Origin of the sequence: Glaciibacter sp. 2TAF33 (assembly GCF_052114945.1) — a bacterium.
Taxonomy (GTDB): Bacteria; Actinomycetota; Actinomycetes; order Actinomycetales; family Microbacteriaceae; genus Cryobacterium.
On the sequence record NZ_JBFRFS010000009.1, the window covers coordinates 75,781 to 92,258 of the forward strand.

The 16,478-nt window shown below is 66.6% G+C and carries 11 protein-coding genes; 8 read left to right on the forward strand and 3 right to left on the reverse strand.

Annotated elements, in window-relative coordinates; genetic code table 11:
* Nucleotides 1–121: 121 nt before the first annotated feature.
* Nucleotides 122–1,300: a LacI family DNA-binding transcriptional regulator gene (locus AB4Y94_RS11010; protein WP_441727865.1), complete on the reverse strand. Its 1,179-nt coding sequence runs from the start codon at nt 1,298–1,300 to the stop codon at nt 122–124.
* Between the two features lie 83 nt (nt 1,301–1,383).
* On the opposite strand from AB4Y94_RS11010, the gene AB4Y94_RS11015 reads away from it, so the two are divergent.
* Nucleotides 1,384–2,973 (forward strand): UxaA family hydrolase, encoded by a 1,590-nt coding sequence (locus tag AB4Y94_RS11015; protein WP_441727866.1) that lies wholly within the window; start codon nt 1,384–1,386, stop codon nt 2,971–2,973.
* 222 nt (nt 2,974–3,195) lie between these two features.
* Here AB4Y94_RS11015 and manD read toward each other — a convergent pair whose 3' ends face one another.
* A complete protein-coding gene (manD, locus tag AB4Y94_RS11020) occupies nt 3,196–4,428 on the reverse strand; it encodes a D-mannonate dehydratase ManD (RefSeq protein WP_441727867.1) in 1,233 nt (410 codons plus the stop codon).
* Nucleotides 4,429–4,525: 97 nt separating this feature from the next.
* Nucleotides 4,526–5,950, reverse strand: coding sequence for a glucuronate isomerase (gene uxaC / locus AB4Y94_RS11025; protein ID WP_441727868.1), 1,425 nt, complete (start codon nt 5,948–5,950; stop codon nt 4,526–4,528).
* 224 nt (nt 5,951–6,174) lie between these two features.
* On the opposite strand from uxaC, the gene AB4Y94_RS11030 reads away from it, so the two are divergent.
* The 7 genes from AB4Y94_RS11030 to rpoB all read left to right on the forward strand — a co-directional run bounded on the left by AB4Y94_RS11030 (nt 6,175) and on the right by rpoB (nt 16,439).
* A complete protein-coding gene (locus tag AB4Y94_RS11030) occupies nt 6,175–7,290 on the forward strand; it encodes a LacI family DNA-binding transcriptional regulator (protein ID WP_441727869.1) in 1,116 nt (371 codons plus the stop codon).
* 18 nt (nt 7,291–7,308) lie between these two features.
* A complete protein-coding gene (locus tag AB4Y94_RS11035) occupies nt 7,309–8,535 on the forward strand; it encodes an extracellular solute-binding protein (RefSeq protein WP_441727870.1) in 1,227 nt (408 codons plus the stop codon).
* 3 nt (nt 8,536–8,538) lie between these two features.
* Nucleotides 8,539–9,672 carry an ABC transporter ATP-binding protein gene (locus AB4Y94_RS11040; protein WP_441727871.1) on the forward strand — a complete coding sequence of 378 codons (1,134 nt, stop codon included), beginning with the start codon at nt 8,539–8,541 and terminating at the stop codon, nt 9,670–9,672.
* Nucleotides 9,669–10,607 (forward strand): ABC transporter permease, encoded by a 939-nt coding sequence (locus tag AB4Y94_RS11045; protein WP_441727872.1) that lies wholly within the window; start codon nt 9,669–9,671, stop codon nt 10,605–10,607. The genes AB4Y94_RS11040 and AB4Y94_RS11045 overlap by 4 nt, the downstream gene beginning before the upstream one ends.
* Nucleotides 10,607–11,545 (forward strand): ABC transporter permease, encoded by a 939-nt coding sequence (locus AB4Y94_RS11050; protein ID WP_441727873.1) that lies wholly within the window; start codon nt 10,607–10,609, stop codon nt 11,543–11,545. The genes AB4Y94_RS11045 and AB4Y94_RS11050 overlap by 1 nt, the downstream gene beginning before the upstream one ends.
* Nucleotides 11,546–11,685: 140 nt before the next feature.
* Nucleotides 11,686–12,642, forward strand: a complete 957-nt coding sequence (locus AB4Y94_RS11055) for a hypothetical protein (protein ID WP_441727874.1) — start codon at nt 11,686–11,688, stop codon at nt 12,640–12,642.
* Nucleotides 12,643–12,947: 305 nt separating this feature from the next.
* Nucleotides 12,948–16,439, forward strand: coding sequence for a DNA-directed RNA polymerase subunit beta (gene rpoB, locus AB4Y94_RS11060; RefSeq protein WP_441727875.1), 3,492 nt, complete (start codon nt 12,948–12,950; stop codon nt 16,437–16,439).
* Nucleotides 16,440–16,478 lie beyond the last annotated feature (39 nt).

A 16,478-nucleotide genomic window follows, 5' to 3' on the forward strand; every position in this document is an offset into this window, starting at 1 on the left:
GGGATCGGGGTTGGGGACGGGGACGGGGTTGGGCCGGGGCGGTCGGCTGGGTCGCGCTGGGCTCAGGTGTGCGCCGCGACCGTGCGCGAGTGCGGGCAAATGGTCGCTTCGGCTCGGTGCGTCACGGCACTTTGCCCGCACGGGTGGGGCGTGGTGCGATGAGCGAGGGGGATGCGGGTGATCCGGGTGCGGATGACGGGGGCGAGGAGCCGGGTGCGGGCGAGGAGTCGGGTGGGGGCGAGGAGTCGGGTGGGGGCGAGGAACCGGGTGCGGCCGGGCCGGGGATAGGCCGGGCGACGGACTGACGGGCGGGCCCGGTTGACCCGCGCACCACCAGCCGGGTCTGCACGCTGCTGCCGCGCTCGCCGCCGGGATCGAGGATCGCGTGCGCGGCCAGGCCGCCGAGGGTGCGGGCGGAACTGTCGATGGTGGTCAGTGCCGGCCAGGCGAGGCCATCGGGGAGGGAATCGTCGCAGCCGACCACGCTCAGCCGACCGGGCACGTCTATGCCGGCGGCGCGACTCGCGGCCAGCACGCCGAGGGCGACCTGGTCATTGAAGGCGAGGATGGCGGTGGGGAGGCCGGATTCGGTGTCGCTGAGGATCCGCTCCGTGGCGTCGCGGCCGGCGCCGAAGTCGGGGCGCTCGGTTCCGACGACGGTCAACGGGATGCCGAGCTCCGCGCAGACTCGGTTCAATGCGGTGCGCTTCTGCAGGCCGGACCAGGATCGGGGCGGTCCGTCGATGTAGGTGATCCGATGGTGGCCGAGCTCGTGAAGGTGGTGAACAGCCGCCGTGTACCCGGGGTCGACGTCGATGACCACCTGGGAGAGCCGGGCCGTCGCCGGGACGGTGTCCCGCAGCATCCGGTTGGCGAGCACGATCGGCAACTTACTGGTGGCGCCGACGATCTGGTCGTCGGCCATGCGGCTCGAGGCCAGCACGAGGCCGTCGACTTGGGTGGACATCCGTTGCAGGAGGGTGTATTCGCGGTCGCTGTCTTCCTGCGAGTCCCCGATCAGGATGCCGACGTCGTGGGCGCCGAGCGTCGACTCGAGCGCGGCGAGGAACGACGTGTAGAAGGGGTTGGTGATGTCGGGGAGTATCACGCCCACGTTGCCGGTGAGGCCAGTGACCAGGCTGCGGGCCAGCCGGCTCGGGGTGTAATCGAGGCCCTGTGCGACCGCGAGCACGCGCTGACGGGTGGCGTCGATGACGGCGGTCGAGCCGCTGAGCGCACGGGACGCTGTGGCCACGGAGACGCCGGCAGCGGCCGCCACCTGCCGAATCGTCGTCGCCATCTTGACCGGTTCGCCTCTCGCAACAATAATGGACAATGAAACCGTTTACATTGAGCTTATCGCAGCCGTCAGGATCCCGCCAGATGACAACCAATGCCCAGCCCGGCACCGCCCAGCCCGGCGCTGTCCCACCCCTCGCCGTCCCGCTCAGCGCCGTCGCCCTGCACCTCAGCGAGAGCGACGAGGTGGCCGTCGCCCTGCATCCGCTGGCCGCCGGCACCCGCGTCGCCCTGGGCGACGGCGCCGAGATCTTGCTGACGGCGGACGTGCCGCGCAGTCACAAGTTCGCGGTGGCATCCGTCGCCGTGGGCGGACAGGTGCACAAGTACGGGCAGTCGATCGGCCGGGCCACGGTCGCGATCGCGGCCGGCGACCACGTGCACACCCAGAACCTCGGCATGGACGACACGGAGCGCGAGCACGAATTCGGCACCCGGCACACCGAACTCGCGGCGCCCGCCGGCGAGATGCCCACGTTCCTCGGCTACCCGCGCGCCGACGGCCGGTTCGGCACCCGCAACTACGTCGGCATCCTCACCTCGGTGAACTGCTCGGCCACCGCCGCGAACCTGATCGCCGACGCGTTCCGCGGCTTCGCGCTCGACGAGTTCGAGAACGTCGACGGCGTGATGGCCCTTACCCACAACAGCGGATGCGGCCTGGTCCCGACCAGCGAGGGCGGCCAGGTGCTGCTGCGCACCCTGCGCGGCTACGCGAACCACCCGAATTTCGGCGGCATGCTGGTGGTCGGGCTCGGCTGCGAGATGGTGCCGGTGGAGTCCCTGGTCGAGGGCTACGGACTGCCGGCCGACACGATTGTGTCGACCATGAACATCCAGGGCGAGGGCGGGGTGCGCGCCACGGTCAAGGAGGGGATCGCCCGGATCCGCGCGATGCTCCCCGAGCTGAACCAGCGGCGGCGGGTGCCAGCGCCGGTGTCGGAACTCGTGCTCGGCCTCAACTGCGGCGGGTCGGACGGTTTCTCCGGCATCACCGCGAACCCGGCGCTCGGCGTCGCTTCCGACCGGCTGGTCTCGTACGGCGGCACCTCGATCCTGGCCGAGACACCCGAGGTCTTCGGCGCCGAGCACCTGCTGACCAGCCGGGCGGTGGCGCCCGCGGTCGGGCAGCGCCTGCTCGACCGGATCGACTGGTGGCAGGACTACGCCCGGCGCGGCGGCGGGAGCCTCGACAACAACCCGTCGCCCGGCAACAAGGCCGGCGGACTGACCACGATCCTGGAGAAGTCGCTCGGTGCGGTCGCCAAGGCCGGCCAGGCCGACCTCTCGGCCGTGTACGAGTACGCCGAGCCGGTGACCGAACGCGGCCTCGTGTTCATGGACACTCCCGGATACGACCCGGTGTCCGTCACCGGCATCATCGCCGGCGGAGCCACAGTGGTCTGCTTCACCACCGGACGCGGATCGGTGTTCGGGGCCAAGCCGACCCCGTCGATCAAGATCGCCACGAACACCGAGATGTTCGAGAAGATGGCAGACGACATGGACCTCAATGCCGGCCGGATCGTCGACGGCACCGCGACCATCGCCGAGGTCGGAGGCGAGATCTTCGAGCTGATCGTGCGCGTCGCATCCGGTGAGCAGACGGTGAGCGAGGAGCTCGGGGTGGGCCAGGAAGAGTTCATTCCCTGGCAGTTCGGCACGGTCACCTGAGCCGGCGGCGGGTCCGGCGACGGTTGCGGCCCGGCGGATTCCCTTACCCCGCGTACTCGGTCGGCGCCGTGGGGGCCAACCCAGGACATCCGCTACCGCGAAAACGCACTAGTTGGGGTTATGACGGCTTCATAACCCCAACAAATGCACTTTCGGCGAACGGGGCAGGCGAACGGGGCAGGCGAACGGGGCAGGCGAACGGGGCAGGCGAAGGGGGCAGGCTCACCAGTCGTGCATGCTCCCGTCCCGCTGCAGGCGGTTCACGGGCAGGTAAGCGGGGGTGTAGGCGTAGGACGCGGCGAGTTCCTCGTCGTACTCGACGCCAAGGCCGGGGTTGGTGCCGGGGTGCAGCAGGCCGTTCTCGAAGGTGTAGCTGGTACGGAACACCTCAAGCGTATCGGCCGAGTGCTTCATGTACTCCTGGATGCCGAAGTTGTGGATCGCAAGGCCCAGGTGCAGCGCGGCCGCCTGGCCGACCGGCGAGATGTCGGTGGGCCCGTGGAAGCCGGACTTGATCTGGTAGATCGCGGCGAAGTCCATGATCTTCTTCAGCGCGCTGATGCCGCCGGTGTGGGTGACCGCGCTCCGCACGTAGTCGATCAGCTGCTCGGTGATGAGCGTCTGGTAGTCGTAGACCGTGTTGAACACCTCTCCGATCGCAAGCGGCGTGGTGGTCTGCGACCGCACCCGCCGCAGTGACTCCTGGTTCTCGCCGGGCGTGCAGTCCTCCAGCCAGAACAGCTTGTACGGCTCGAGCGACTTGCCGAGGATCGCCGCCTCGTTCGGGGTGAGGCGGTGGTGGCCGTCGTGCAGCAGCGGCAGTCCGAAGCCGAACTCCTCCCGCACTGCCTTGAACACGGTGGGGATGTGCTCGAGGTAGGCGGCGCTGTCCCACTCCTCCTCGGTCGGCACCGACGTGCGTTTGGCCGGTTCGTAGTCGTAGCGCTCGCCCGGTTTCTGGTTGGTGGCGACCCCGTAAACCTGGCCGAGACCGGGGACGCCGGTCTGCACCCGGATCGCCTTGAAGCCCTGGTCGAGGTGGTTCTGGATCGAGGTGAACAGCGACGGCAAGTCGGAACCGGATGCGTGTCCGTACGCGAGCGCGCCGGTGCGGCTCGCGCCGCCCAGCAGCTGGTACACCGGCTGCCCGGTGACCTTGCCCTTGATGTCCCAGAGCGCCACGTCCACCGCGGCGATGGCCGCCATGGTGACCGGGCCGCGACGCCAGTACGCACCTCGGTAGAGGTATTGCCAAGTGTCTTCGATGTTCTGCGGGTCACGGCCGATCAGGAGCGGCACGACGTGTTCCTGCAGGTATGCGACGACAGACAGTTCCCGTCCGTTGAGTGTCGCGTCGCCGAGGCCCGTCACGCCGTCGGAGGTCGTGAGCTTCAGGGTGACGAAGTTGCGGCCGGGGCTGGTGACAAAGACCTCAGCGCGTTCGATGGTGGCCATGCGAGTCCTTTCGTGGAGCGAGTGGAGCGAGTGAAGCGAGTGAGACGGGCCAAGCGAGTGAAGTAAACGGAATGGGCGAAATGAACGACGTTGGACGTCAGCGCCGAGCGTACGAGGCGAGTGGCAGGTGGTAGGCGAGGTCGACGGCGGTTTCGGTGGCCTCATCGAGCGTGAGCCGATGCTCGGCGACCAGCTTCGACAGGTAGCCGGCGTCGATCCGGCGGGAAAGGTCGTGACGTGCGGGGATGGAGGCGAACGCCCGGGTGTCGTCGACGAAGCCGCTGGTGTTGTAGAAACCGGCGGTCTCGGTGACCAGTTCCCGGAACCGGGCCATCCCGCCGGGGGAGTCGAGGAACCACCACGGCGCCCCGAGTTTCACGGCCGGGTACGCGCCGGCGATCGGCGCCAGCTCCCGCGAGTAGACGGTCTCGTCGATGGTGAACAGGATGATCCTGAATCGCGGATCGTGCCCGAACGCGTTCAGCAGCGGCTGGAGCGCTCGCGCGTATTCGACCGCCACCGGGATGTCGAACCCGTTGTCCGGTCCGTAGGTCTCGTGAACGGATGCCGCGTGGTCGCGGAGCACGCCCGGGTGCAGCTGCATGACGAGGCCGTCATCCACCGTCATCCTCGCGCTCTCGAACAGCATGTTTCCGGCGAACGCCTCGCCGGAGGCCGCGTCGACCGGCCCGTTCAGCGCCGCGGCGAAGATCCGCTCCGCCTCGGCCCGGTCGAGCGGAGTCGTGTTGGCGGTGAGGTGGCCGTGGTCGGTCGCCCGGGCTCCTGCGGCGACGAAGGCGAAGCGCCGCTGCTGCACGGCCTCGAGGAAACCGGCGTAGTCGCCCACATCGACGCCGCTTCGGGCGGAGAGTCGGTCGACCGCGGCGCGCCAGCCGGCGCGGTCCGGGTAGAACACGGCGTCGGGACGGAAGGTGGGAACCACGCGCTCGCCCCAGCCTTCGGCGGCGAGCGCGGCGTGGTCGGCGAGGTCGGCGTCCGGGGCATCCGTTGTCGACAGGACTTCGATGTTGAACCGGTCGAACAGCCCACGGATGCGGAATTCCGGCTTGGCCAGCGCCTCCGTCAGCTCGTCGTAGATCACGTCCGCGGTGGCGGCTGACGGTTCTTCGGTGATGCCGAAGATCTCCACCAGTTCGTGTTCCATCCAGTAGCGGGTGGGCGTGCCGCGGTAGAGCTTCCAGTTTTCGGCAAACCGGCGCCAGATCAGGCGGTGATCGGTCTCGAACGGCGCGGCCGGGTCACGCGGGCGCACGCCGAGGTCGCTGTTGGAGAAGCCCTGCGAGACCAGCATCCGCACCAGGTAGTGGTCGGGAATGATGAAGAGTTCGGCCGGGTCGCCGAAGGAGTCATTGCGGGCGATGGCGCCGGCGTCGATGTGGCCGTGCATCGAGACGATGGGGAGCGCGGCGGTGGCCTGGTAGAGCTCCCTCGCGATGCTCCGCTGCGCCGGTTCGGCGGGGAGAGCTCGGTCCGGATGAAGTGTCCACGGTCGCGATGTCACTAGCTGCCTCCTCATTGAAACGGTGGTGAAACAAAACAGCGGTCTTTGTTGCAGCCGCCGATCGATGAGCGATGGCCGCCAAATCGCTGCACTGCCGACCACTATAGGGCCTCGGCGCCGATACCAAACCGTGACTTGACGAAACACTGAAAAGGTTTGCAGAATAGGGTCAACGTCAGGCGCCAGGGGTGCGCCGGCCGGGGTACACAAGGAGGTGTTGGGGTATGGCCGTGACCATTCGTGATGTCGCTCGTGCCGCCGGCGTCTCCATCTCCACCGTCTCCCGGGCGCTTGCCGTACCGGAGCAGGTCGCGGCAGACACCCGCCGCCGGGTGCAGGAAGCTGCCCGGTCGATGGGCTACCGCCCCAACCGCGCGGCCCGCGGCCTCATCACCGGCCGCACCGGCAGCATCGGCCTCGTCGTGCCCGACCTGGAGAACCCGTTCTTCGGTTCGATCTGCAAGGGCGTGCAGGCGCGGGCGCGCGCCGCCGGCTACGCCGTGTTCGTCGCGGACACCGACGAGGACCCGCTGCTGGAAGCCGAGGTCGTCCGCAGCCTCACCAAGCAGGTCGACGGTGTGATCCTCTGCTCCGCCCGCGGCTCCGACGCGGAGGTCGCCGCCCTCGCCGAGGAAGCGCCGATGGTGCTGGTCAACCGGCAACTCGGCGACATCCCCTCGATCACGTTCGACAACGACGGCGGGCTCCGTGCCGTGATGGGGCACCTGGTCGCGCTCGGTCACCGCAGGATCGCCTATGCCGCCGGGCCTGTGACGTCCTGGTCCGACCGGGAGCGTTCGCACGCCTTCCATTCCTACGACTCCACCATGCCGGGCCTCGAACTCATCGAGCTGGGAAAGTTCCCGCCGGTGTTCTCCGGCGGCACGCAGGCCGCCGACCTCGCGATCGCCAGCGGCGCCACCGCGATCGTGGCCTTCAACGACCTGGTCGCTGTCGGCCTCATCGACCGCCTTCGCCATCGCGGGCTGCGGGTCCCCGACGACATCAGCGTCGCCGGATTCGACAACGTGCCGGTCTCAACCCTGGTCTGGCCGAACCTGACCACCGTCGATTTCCCGCGGGTCAAGATCGGCCGGACGAGCGTGGACATGCTGCTCGACGTCGTGCTCGGCGGTGGGTCCGGCATCCGCCAGAACCAGAATGTGCCGGTCAGTCTGGTCGTGCGCCAGTCCACCGGCGTCGTGCCCGCGGGAGCCGCCGCACCGGCATCCGCTTCCGCAACACCGGCAGCCGCCGCCCTGGCAGCCGCTGCCCCCATACTCGTTCCGCACGCGCCGCGTGCAGAACCCAGCTTCCAGGCACTGCAGCCTGGGGATTAAAGAAGGAAGGAACACGATATGCGCGCTCGAAAGAGTACATATCTGGCGGCGACAGTCGCTGTGGCCGCACTCGCGCTCACAGGCTGCACCGCGCCCAACTCCGGTGCCAAGCCGGCTCCCGTTGCGACCAATGCGAGCGACGTGCCCGCCAAACCGTCCGCTCCGGTCACCCTCAACATCCTCGATGTGGCTGGAAACCAGAAACTCACCGGACCCATGGTCGACGCCTTCGTCCAGAAGCACCCGGACATCATCTCCGCCGTCACCTGGGAGAGCGCCGGCGCGCCCGACCTGGTCGGCACGATCAAGCCGCAGGTCGACAGCGGAAGCCTGTCCGTCGACCTCGTCATGACCGGCACCGACGGCCTCTCGGCCGGTATCGGGCAGAACCTCTGGGTTCCGCTGGTCAAGGACTACGGCGACCGCCTCGACAACCAGAAGAACTACATCGAGCCGGCCGCGAACATGCAGAAGCTCGCCGAGGGCTTCGGCGTCGTGACCACGTACTACCCGTCGGGCCCGTTGCTGCAGTACGACCCCGCAGTGGTCAAGGACGTTCCGAAGAACCCGGAAGACCTGCTCAAGTGGGCACAGGCCAACCCGGGCAAGTTCGGTTACGCCCGCCCGGCCAACTCCGGACCCGGCCGCACCTTCCTGCAGGGCCTGCCGTACATCCTCGGTGACACCGACCCGTCCGACCCCGAGAAGGGCTGGGACAAGACCTGGGCCTACCTCAAGGAACTCGGCGCGACGATCAGCAACTACCCCACCGGAACCGGCCAGGTCATCTCAAACATGGCAGACGGCACCTGGTCGATGATCCCCACCACCACCGGCTGGGACATCAACCCGCGCGCACTCGCGCAGGAGCCGAAGTCGATCGAAGCCGCTCCGTTCGACGACTTCACCTGGGTGACGGATGCCCACTACGCCGTCGTGCCGAAGGGCCAGACCGCGGACAAGATGTCGGCGATCCTCCTCTTGCTGCAGGACATGCTGACCCCGGAGACTAACGCCATGGCTTACGACTCCGGCTACTTCTACCCCGGCCCCGCCGTCAAGGGTGCAACCCTGGCCAAGGCGCCGCAGGCCAGCCAGGACGCCATCAAGGAATTCGGCCGTGACTGGTACGACAAGCTGATCGACAAGATGCCCAAGGCAACCCCGCTCGAGCCGGCCCAGCTGGTGAAGGCATTCGACATCTGGGACCGTGAAATCGGCACCGGAAAATTTGAGGTGAAATAACACATGTCACTGTCGGCTAATGCATTCGAGTCCCTCGAACTGAAGAACGTGGGACGCAGTTTCGGAGGTCGCGATGCGTTGGTCGACCTCAACCTGACGATCCGGGCAGGGGAGTTCATCGCCCTGCTCGGGCCGTCGGGTTGCGGCAAGTCCACGGCGCTGAACTGCCTCGCGGGGTTGCTCCCGCTCACCCACGGCGAAATCCTGATCGACGGCAAGCGCGTTGACGTGCTGCCGAGCGAGAAGCGGGACTTCGGTATGGTCTTCCAGAACTACGCGTTGTTCCCTCACCTCTCGGTGGAGAAGAACATCGCCTTCGGCCTGCAGATGCGGGGCCTCCCCAAGGCCGAGATCACCCGCCGCGTGGGCGAGGGCCTGGCCCTGGTCAAGCTCGAGGAGCACGCCAAGAAACTCCCGGGCCAGCTTTCCGGCGGCCAGCAGCAGCGTGTCGCGATCGCGCGCGCCGTCGTGCTCGAGCCCCGTTTGGTCCTGATGGACGAACCGCTGTCGAACCTCGACGCCAAGCTCCGCCTGGAGATGCGCACCGAGATTCGGCGCCTGCACCAGTCCCTCGGCCTCACCACCATCTACGTCACCCACGACCAGGAGGAGGCGCTGTCACTGGCCGACCGCCTGGTGGTGCTTCGCGATGGCCGGGTGCAGCAGATCGGAACGCCGGAGGAACTGCACGACCACCCGGCGAACTGGCACGTCGCCGACTTCATGGGTTACCGCAACCTGATCGACCTCACCGTGGAATCGGTGGAGGGAAGCCAGGCGCGGGTGACCGGTAACGGTATGGACCTCCTCGCCAAACTGGTGCAACCGGCATCCGTCGGTGACAATATCCGCGTCGCCATCCGGCCGTCCGACCTGCTCGTGGTGCGGCCCGGCGAGTCGACGACCGGCCGGAACACGCTGCAGGCGCAGGTCAACGTGGTCGAGTACCAGGGCCGCGAATTCGCGGTTGGGGTCACCGCCACCGGCGGCCAGAACCTGTTCGTGCACGCCGAGGAAGCGCCGGTCCCCGGTGCGACGGTCACCCTCGCGGTGGACCCGGCGCGGGCGCTGGTCTACCGCAGCAACCTCGACGAGGTCTCGACGGAGCAGCGGGAACTCGCGGAGGTGCGGGGATGACATCCGCTACGAATTCCGGCTCCCGCTCGCGCGGCCGGAGCTCGGCGAGCCTGAAGCACCGGCTGGCCGAACGCGGCGTCGACACCAAGCTCTGGCTGGTGGTGCCGGCCGTGGTGTTCGCGCTGCTGCTGTTCGTTTACCCGTTCGCCTACGGCATCGGGCTCACCTTCCAGCCGCTGCCGGCCACGGTGGAGAAATGGGGCGGCGGATTCTTCGCCAACTACCTCGCCTTCTTCCGCGACTCGTTCGTGTTCGACTCGGTCTGGATCACGATGCGGCTGGCATTGCCGGCGGCACTGTTCAATGTGCTGGTCTCGATCCCGATCGCGTTCAAGCTGCGCGGCAAGTTCCGCGGCAAGCGGTTCCTGCAGACGTTGCTGGTGCTGCCGATCACGCTCGGCACCGTGCTCACCGCGCAGGGCCTGCTGATCTTCGCCGGGCGCCAGGGCTGGCTGAACCGGTTCCTGCTCGAGACCGGCATCATCGACCAGCCGCTGCAACTGGTGAACAACTACCTGGGTGTGTTCTTCTCCCTGGTCATCTCCGGCTTCCCGTTCGCCTACCTGCTGATCTCGTCGTACCTCTCCGGCATCGACCCGTCGCTCGAGGCTGCGGCCAAGACGCTGGGCGCGAACTGGAAGCAGCGTTTCCGCCGGGTCACCCTGCCGCTCTTGGCGCCGGGGCTGGCGACCACGTTCATCCTCACCTTCGTGCTCGCGTTCAGCGTGTTCCCGTCGGCGCGGCTCGTCGGTGACGCCTCCGGATCCACGCGGGTGCTGGCGTTGATGGCGTACCGCGCGTTCTCCGAGCAGCTGGACTACAGTATGGCCTCCACCATCGCGATCATGATGGGCGTCGTCGAGCTCATCGTCATTGCGATCGTGTTCCTGGGCCGCTCATTCCTCTATAAGGGTTCAACGGGAGGGAAGGGCTGATGTCCGACTCAACACTCACACGTGACCGGGCAGCGGATGCCGGCACTCTCGTCACGAAGCCGCGTCAGCCACGTGGTTCCCGCGGCTCCCTCGCACCCGGCGAGAAGTCGCTGGTGGCCTCACCGGGCACCTGGTTCGTCTGGGCAGGTGTCGTCGCGTTCTTCGTGTTCCTGTTCGGCATCGTGCTCAGCGTGCTGGTGGACTCGCTCGGCAAGCCCTGGTTCAACACCTGGCTGCCGGAGAACTTCACGGTCGGCTGGTACCAGGAGGCGTGGACGCGGTTCGACCTCACCCACATCATCGGGGTCACCCTGTTGGTGGCGCTCTCGGTGATCGTGATCTCGATCGTGATCGGGGTTCCGGCGTCCTACGTGCTGGCCCGCAGCAACTTCCCCGGCAAGAAGCTGGTGATGCTGCTGTTCCTGCTGCCGATCCTGATCCCGCCGATCACCTTCGGCATCCCGCTGGCGACGGTGATGTACAACTTCGGCCTGGGACGCACGATCCTCGCCGTCATCCTGGTCAACCTGGTGCCGTCGGTTCCGTTCGTGATCATCACCATGACGCCGTTCATCGAGCAGATCAACCCGGCGATCGAGAACGCGGCACGCATGTGCGGTGCGAACATGCTGCAGGTGTTCGCCAAGGTGCTCGCCCCGCTCCTGGTCCCGGGCATCCTCGCCGCGGGCATCCTGGTGCTGGTGCGCACGGTCGGCATGTTCGACCTGACCTTCCTGGTCTCCGGGCCGCAGTCCGACACCCTGGTGGTGGCGATCTACCGGGCCATGACCAGTGCCGGCGGTGGCGAGGCCAGGCAGCTGATCTCGTCGATGGGCGTGATCTACACCGCGATGATGCTGGTCATCCTGATCATCGCGCTGCGCTTCATCAACCCGACCCAGCTGGTCGCCCAGGTGAAGGAGTCCCGCGAGGACTGACCGCTCCCGCGGGGTCCTTCCTCGCCGAAAACGCACTCGTTGGGGTTATCAACCCGTTTTGAACCCAACGAGTGCGTTTTCGCGTGAGGGGGTGTGGATAAGTTCGGCGCGGACGGGTCGGCCGGCCTCATCATGTTGGCGTGCGCAGACTCGAACCATTGCCACCGTGGCTGCACGGGCGGGCGTTCCTGACCACCGACGTGCCGCCGGGCACTTTCCCGATCGACCGACTGCGCGCTCCGGACGTGCAGCGGCCCTCGCGCGGCGTTCGCGCCATCGGGCTGGACCCCGACGCGGTCCGCGACAGGTGCCTCGCCTTCCAGCCGAGGATGCCGCGTGGCCAGGCGTTCAGTCACCTCACCGCTGCCCAGCTGTACGGCATTCCACTGCCGCCCTGGCTGGAGGCGAGAGCCACGCTGCATGTTGCCGTCAACGAAGTGCGGCAACCCCCGCGAGTGCGCGGCGTGGTGGGGCACTCGCTCGAAGGTGTCGAGGCGCGGTTCTGGTGGTGGAGCGGGTTCGTCGTCACCGACCCGGTCTCGACGTGGTGCCAGCTCGCATCCGTTCTCTCGCACTACGACCTCGTGGCAGCGGGTGACTACCTGGTGTCGGGTCGGCCGCTCGACGACGGCAGCCGGGAGCCGGCGCTGACCACCATCGATGCGCTCCGCGCGGGTATCGCGCGATACGCGGGTCGAAGGGGCGTGCGAAACATGCGGGCGGCGATCGAACGGGTGCGCGCCGGCGTCGACTCCCGGCCCGAGACGTGGCTGCGGCTCCTGCTCGTGGACGACGGGCTGCCCGAACCGGTCGTGAACCAGCCGGTGTTCGATGAGGCGGGGAACCGGCTCGGTAAACCGGACCTCGCCTACCACTGGGCGCGGACGGTGTTCGACTACGAAGGCGAGGGGCACCTGGTCAGCAAGCAGCGCTTCAAGGCGGACATCGTGCGGCGGGAAGTCTTCGAGTCGGCACTCTGGCGATACGTGCGAGTGCAATCCGGGGACGTCTTCGACGACCAGCGCTCTTTCCTGCTTCGGGTGCGCCGAATCATCGCCCAGCAGGCTTCCGCGAGAACGCACTCGTTGGGGTTATGAGGGGGTTTTGGACCCAACAAGTGCGTTTTCGGCGAGGGGAAGGCGAGGGGAAGGCGAGGGGAAAGCTGGGTTATACCCGAGAAAATGGGCCAGGTCAAGAAACTAGTGGACACGGCGCGTCAGAACGCATATAGTTGATCCTTGCGCTCCCAGACATATCTCTGCCTTCATATTGCGGTCGGCTTTGCGTGCTCAAGCCACCTTGCGGCACATCTCTCCCCCAGGTTTCACGACCTCAGAGGGTCTGTGGAGTTCTCCATTACTAACAGTAACTAGACCTGACGGGGTCCACGGAGGTTATTTCCTTGGCTGCTGCGCGCAACGCATCCACCAATTCACCCAAGAACGGCCGCTCAGCAGAGCGTCTCTCGTTCGCAAAGATCACCGATACTCTCACTGTTCCGGATCTGCTCGCACTGCAGACCGAGAGCTTTGACTGGCTCGTCGGGAACGACGGCTGGAAGCAGCGCGTCACCGAGGCGCAGAAGGCAGGTCGCCAAGACCTCCCGAGCCGCACCGGCCTCGACGAAATCTTCGAAGAGATCTCTCCGATCGAAGACCTCGGCGAAACGATGCAGCTGTCCTTCACCAACCCGGAGCTCGAGCCGGAAAAGTACACCATCGACGAGTGCAAGGAAAAGGGCAAGACCTACTCCGCACCGCTCTACGTGAACGCCGAGTTCATGAACCACCTCACCGGTGAGATCAAGACCCAGACCGTGTTCATGGGCGACTTCCCGCTGATGACCCCCAAGGGCACCTTCGTGATCAACGGCACCGAGCGTGTCGTCGTGTCGCAGCTGGTCCGCAGCCCCGGCGTCTACTTCGAGCGCCAGCAGGAGAAGACGTCCGACAAGGACATCTACTCCGCCCGCGTCATCCCGAGCCGTGGCGCCTGGCTCGAGTTCGAGATCGACAAGCGCGACCAGGTCGGTGTGCGCATCGACCGCAAGCGCAAGCAGTCCGTGACGGTCTTCCTCAAGGCCCTCGGCCTCACCAGCGAAGAGATCCTCGAGGAGTTCAAGGGCTACCCGTCCATTGAGTTGACCCTGGAGAAGGACAACATCCTCACCAAGGAAGAAGCCCTCAAGGACATCTACCGCAAGCTCCGCCCGGGCGAGCAGGTTGCCGCCGAGGCCGCCCGCGCCCTGCTGGACAACTTCTACTTCAACTCGAAGCGCTACGACCTGGCCAAGGTCGGTCGCTACAAGATCAACCGCAAGCTCGGCCTCGAGGCTCCGCTGACCGACTCGGTGCTGACCCTCCAGGACATCCTGGGCACGATCAAGTACCTCGTCGCGCTGCACGACAACCGCACCACCCTGCCGGGAACCCGTGAGGGCAAGAAGGTCGACATCCGTCTCGACGTGGACGACATCGACCACTTCGGCAACCGTCGCATCCGCGCCGTCGGCGAACTGATCCAGAACCAGGTTCGCACCGGCCTCTCCCGCATGGAGCGTGTCGTCCGCGAGCGCATGACCACGCAGGACATCGAAGCGATCACCCCGCAGACCCTGATCAACGTGCGCCCCGTCGTCGCCGCGATCAAGGAGTTCTTCGGAACCAGCCAGCTGAGCCAGTTCATGGACCAGAACAACCCCCTCGCCGGCCTGACGCACAAGCGTCGCCTCTCGGCGCTGGGCCCGGGTGGTCTGTCCCGTGACCGCGCAGGCGTCGAGGTGCGAGACGTTCACCCGTCCCACTACGGCCGCATGTGCCCGATCGAAACCCCGGAAGGCCCGAACATCGGCCTGATCGGTTCGCTCGCCTCGTTCGCGCGGATCAACTCCTTCGGTTTCATCGAGACCCCGTACCGCCGTGTTGTCGACGGAATCGTCACCGAGACCATCGACTACCTCACCGCGAGCGAGGAAGACGAGTACATCGTCGCCCAGGCCAACGCGCCGCTGACCCGGGACGCCCACTTCGCTGAAGAGCGTGTCCTGGCCCGCAAGAAGGGCGGCGAGGTCGACCTCTTCCCGCACGACGAAATCGGCTACATGGACGTTTCGCCGCGCCAGATGGTGTCGGTGGGTACCTCCCTGATCCCGTTCCTCGAGCACGACGACGCGAACCGCGCACTCATGGGTGCCAACATGCAGCGCCAGGCTGTGCCGCTGCTCCGCAGTGACAGCCCGCTCGTGGGTACCGGTATGGAAGGCTACGCAGCCATCGACGCCGGCGACGTCATCACCGCCGACAAGGCCGGCGTGGTGATGGAGGTGTCAGCGGATGTCGTCACTGTGCAACTCGACGAGGGTGGCACCCAGGACTACTACCTGCGTAAGTTCGACCGCGCCAACCAGGGCACCAGCTACAACAACCGCGTGATCGTCAACGCGGGCGACCGCATTGAGGCTGGAGAGGTCATCGCAGATGGCCCCGCCACCGACAACGGTGAGCTCGCGCTCGGAAAGAACCTGCTCGTGGCGTTCATGCCGTGGGAGGGTCACAACTTCGAGGACGCCATCATCCTGAGCCAGAACCTGGTGAAGGACGACGTTCTCTCCTCGATCCACATCGAGGAGTACGAGGTCGACGCTCGCGACACCAAGCTGGGCAAGGAAGAGATCACTCGCGACCTGCCCAACGTGTCGCCTGACCTGCTGGCCGACCTCGACGAGCGCGGCATCATCCGCATCGGCGCCGAGGTTCGCCCCGGCGACATCCTGGTCGGAAAGGTCACGCCGAAGGGCGAGACCGAGCTCTCCGCCGAGGAGCGCCTGCTGCGTGCCATCTTCAACGAGAAGAGCCGCGAAGTCCGTGACACGAGCCTCAAGGTTCCCCACGGTGAGCGTGGAACGATCATCGGCGTCAAGGTGTTCGACTCGCAGGACGGCGACGACGAGCTCGGCTCTGGCGTCAACCAGCGCGTTGTCGTGTTCATCGCCCAGAAGCGCAAGATCACCGAGGGCGACAAACTCGCCGGCCGCCACGGCAACAAGGGCGTCATCTCCAAGATCCTCCCGGTCGAAGACATGCCGTTCCTCGCCGACGGAACCCCGGTTGACATCATCCTCAACCCGCTCGGCATCCCCGGCCGGATGAACTTCGGGCAGGTCCTGGAGACTCACCTCGGCTGGATCGCAAAGCAGGGCTGGAAGGTCGACGGCAAGCCCAAGTGGGCTTCCAAGCTCCCCGAGGCCGCGCACAGCGCCGAGCCGGGCACCAAGGTTGCGACCCCGGTGTTCGACGGCGCGCTGGAGCAGGAGATCGAGGGCCTTCTGGACTCGACGATCCCGAACCGCGACGGCGACCGCATGATCGACCGCACCGGAAAGACCATGCTGTTCGATGGCCGTTCCGGCGAGCCGTTCCCGCGTCCGGTGTCAGTGGGATACATGTATATCCTGAAGCTCCACCACCTCGTCGACGACAAGATCCACGCCCGGTCGACCGGCCCGTACTCCATGATCACGCAGCAGCCGCTGGGTGGTAAGGCGCAGTTCGGTGGACAGCGTTTCGGTGAGATGGAGGTGTGGGCGCTCGAAGCATATGGAGCCGCCTACGCCCTGCAGGAACTCCTGACCATCAAGTCCGACGACATCCTCGGCCGCGTCAAGGTCTACGAAGCGATCGTCAAGGGCGAGAACATCCAGGAGCCCGGCATCCCCGAGAGCTTCAAGGTTCTGATCAAGGAAATGCAGTCGCTCTGCCTGAACGTCGAGGTGCTCTCGGCCGATGGCACCGCAGTGAGCCTGCGCGACACGGATGACGAAGTCTTCCGCGCCGCTGAGGAACTCGGCATCAACATTTCCACCCGGTTTGAGTCGTCGTCGATCGACGACATCTAAACCAGGCCCAGAAGAGACTCGAAAACTTTCCAAGGAGAG

Coding starts and splice junctions, on each gene's coding strand:
- AB4Y94_RS11010 (WP_441727865.1), bottom strand. CDS start 1,300: ATGGCGACGACGATTCGGCAGGTGGCGGCCGCTGCCGGCGTCTCCGTG.
- AB4Y94_RS11015 (WP_441727866.1), top strand. CDS start 1,384: ATGACAACCAATGCCCAGCCCGGCACCGCCCAGCCCGGCGCTGTCCCA.
- manD (WP_441727867.1), bottom strand. CDS start 4,428: ATGGCCACCATCGAACGCGCTGAGGTCTTTGTCACCAGCCCCGGCCGC.
- AB4Y94_RS11030 (WP_441727869.1), top strand. CDS start 6,175: ATGGCCGTGACCATTCGTGATGTCGCTCGTGCCGCCGGCGTCTCCATC.
- AB4Y94_RS11035 (WP_441727870.1), top strand. CDS start 7,309: ATGCGCGCTCGAAAGAGTACATATCTGGCGGCGACAGTCGCTGTGGCC.
- AB4Y94_RS11040 (WP_441727871.1), top strand. CDS start 8,539: ATGTCACTGTCGGCTAATGCATTCGAGTCCCTCGAACTGAAGAACGTG.
- AB4Y94_RS11045 (WP_441727872.1), top strand. CDS start 9,669: ATGACATCCGCTACGAATTCCGGCTCCCGCTCGCGCGGCCGGAGCTCG.
- AB4Y94_RS11050 (WP_441727873.1), top strand. CDS start 10,607: ATGTCCGACTCAACACTCACACGTGACCGGGCAGCGGATGCCGGCACT.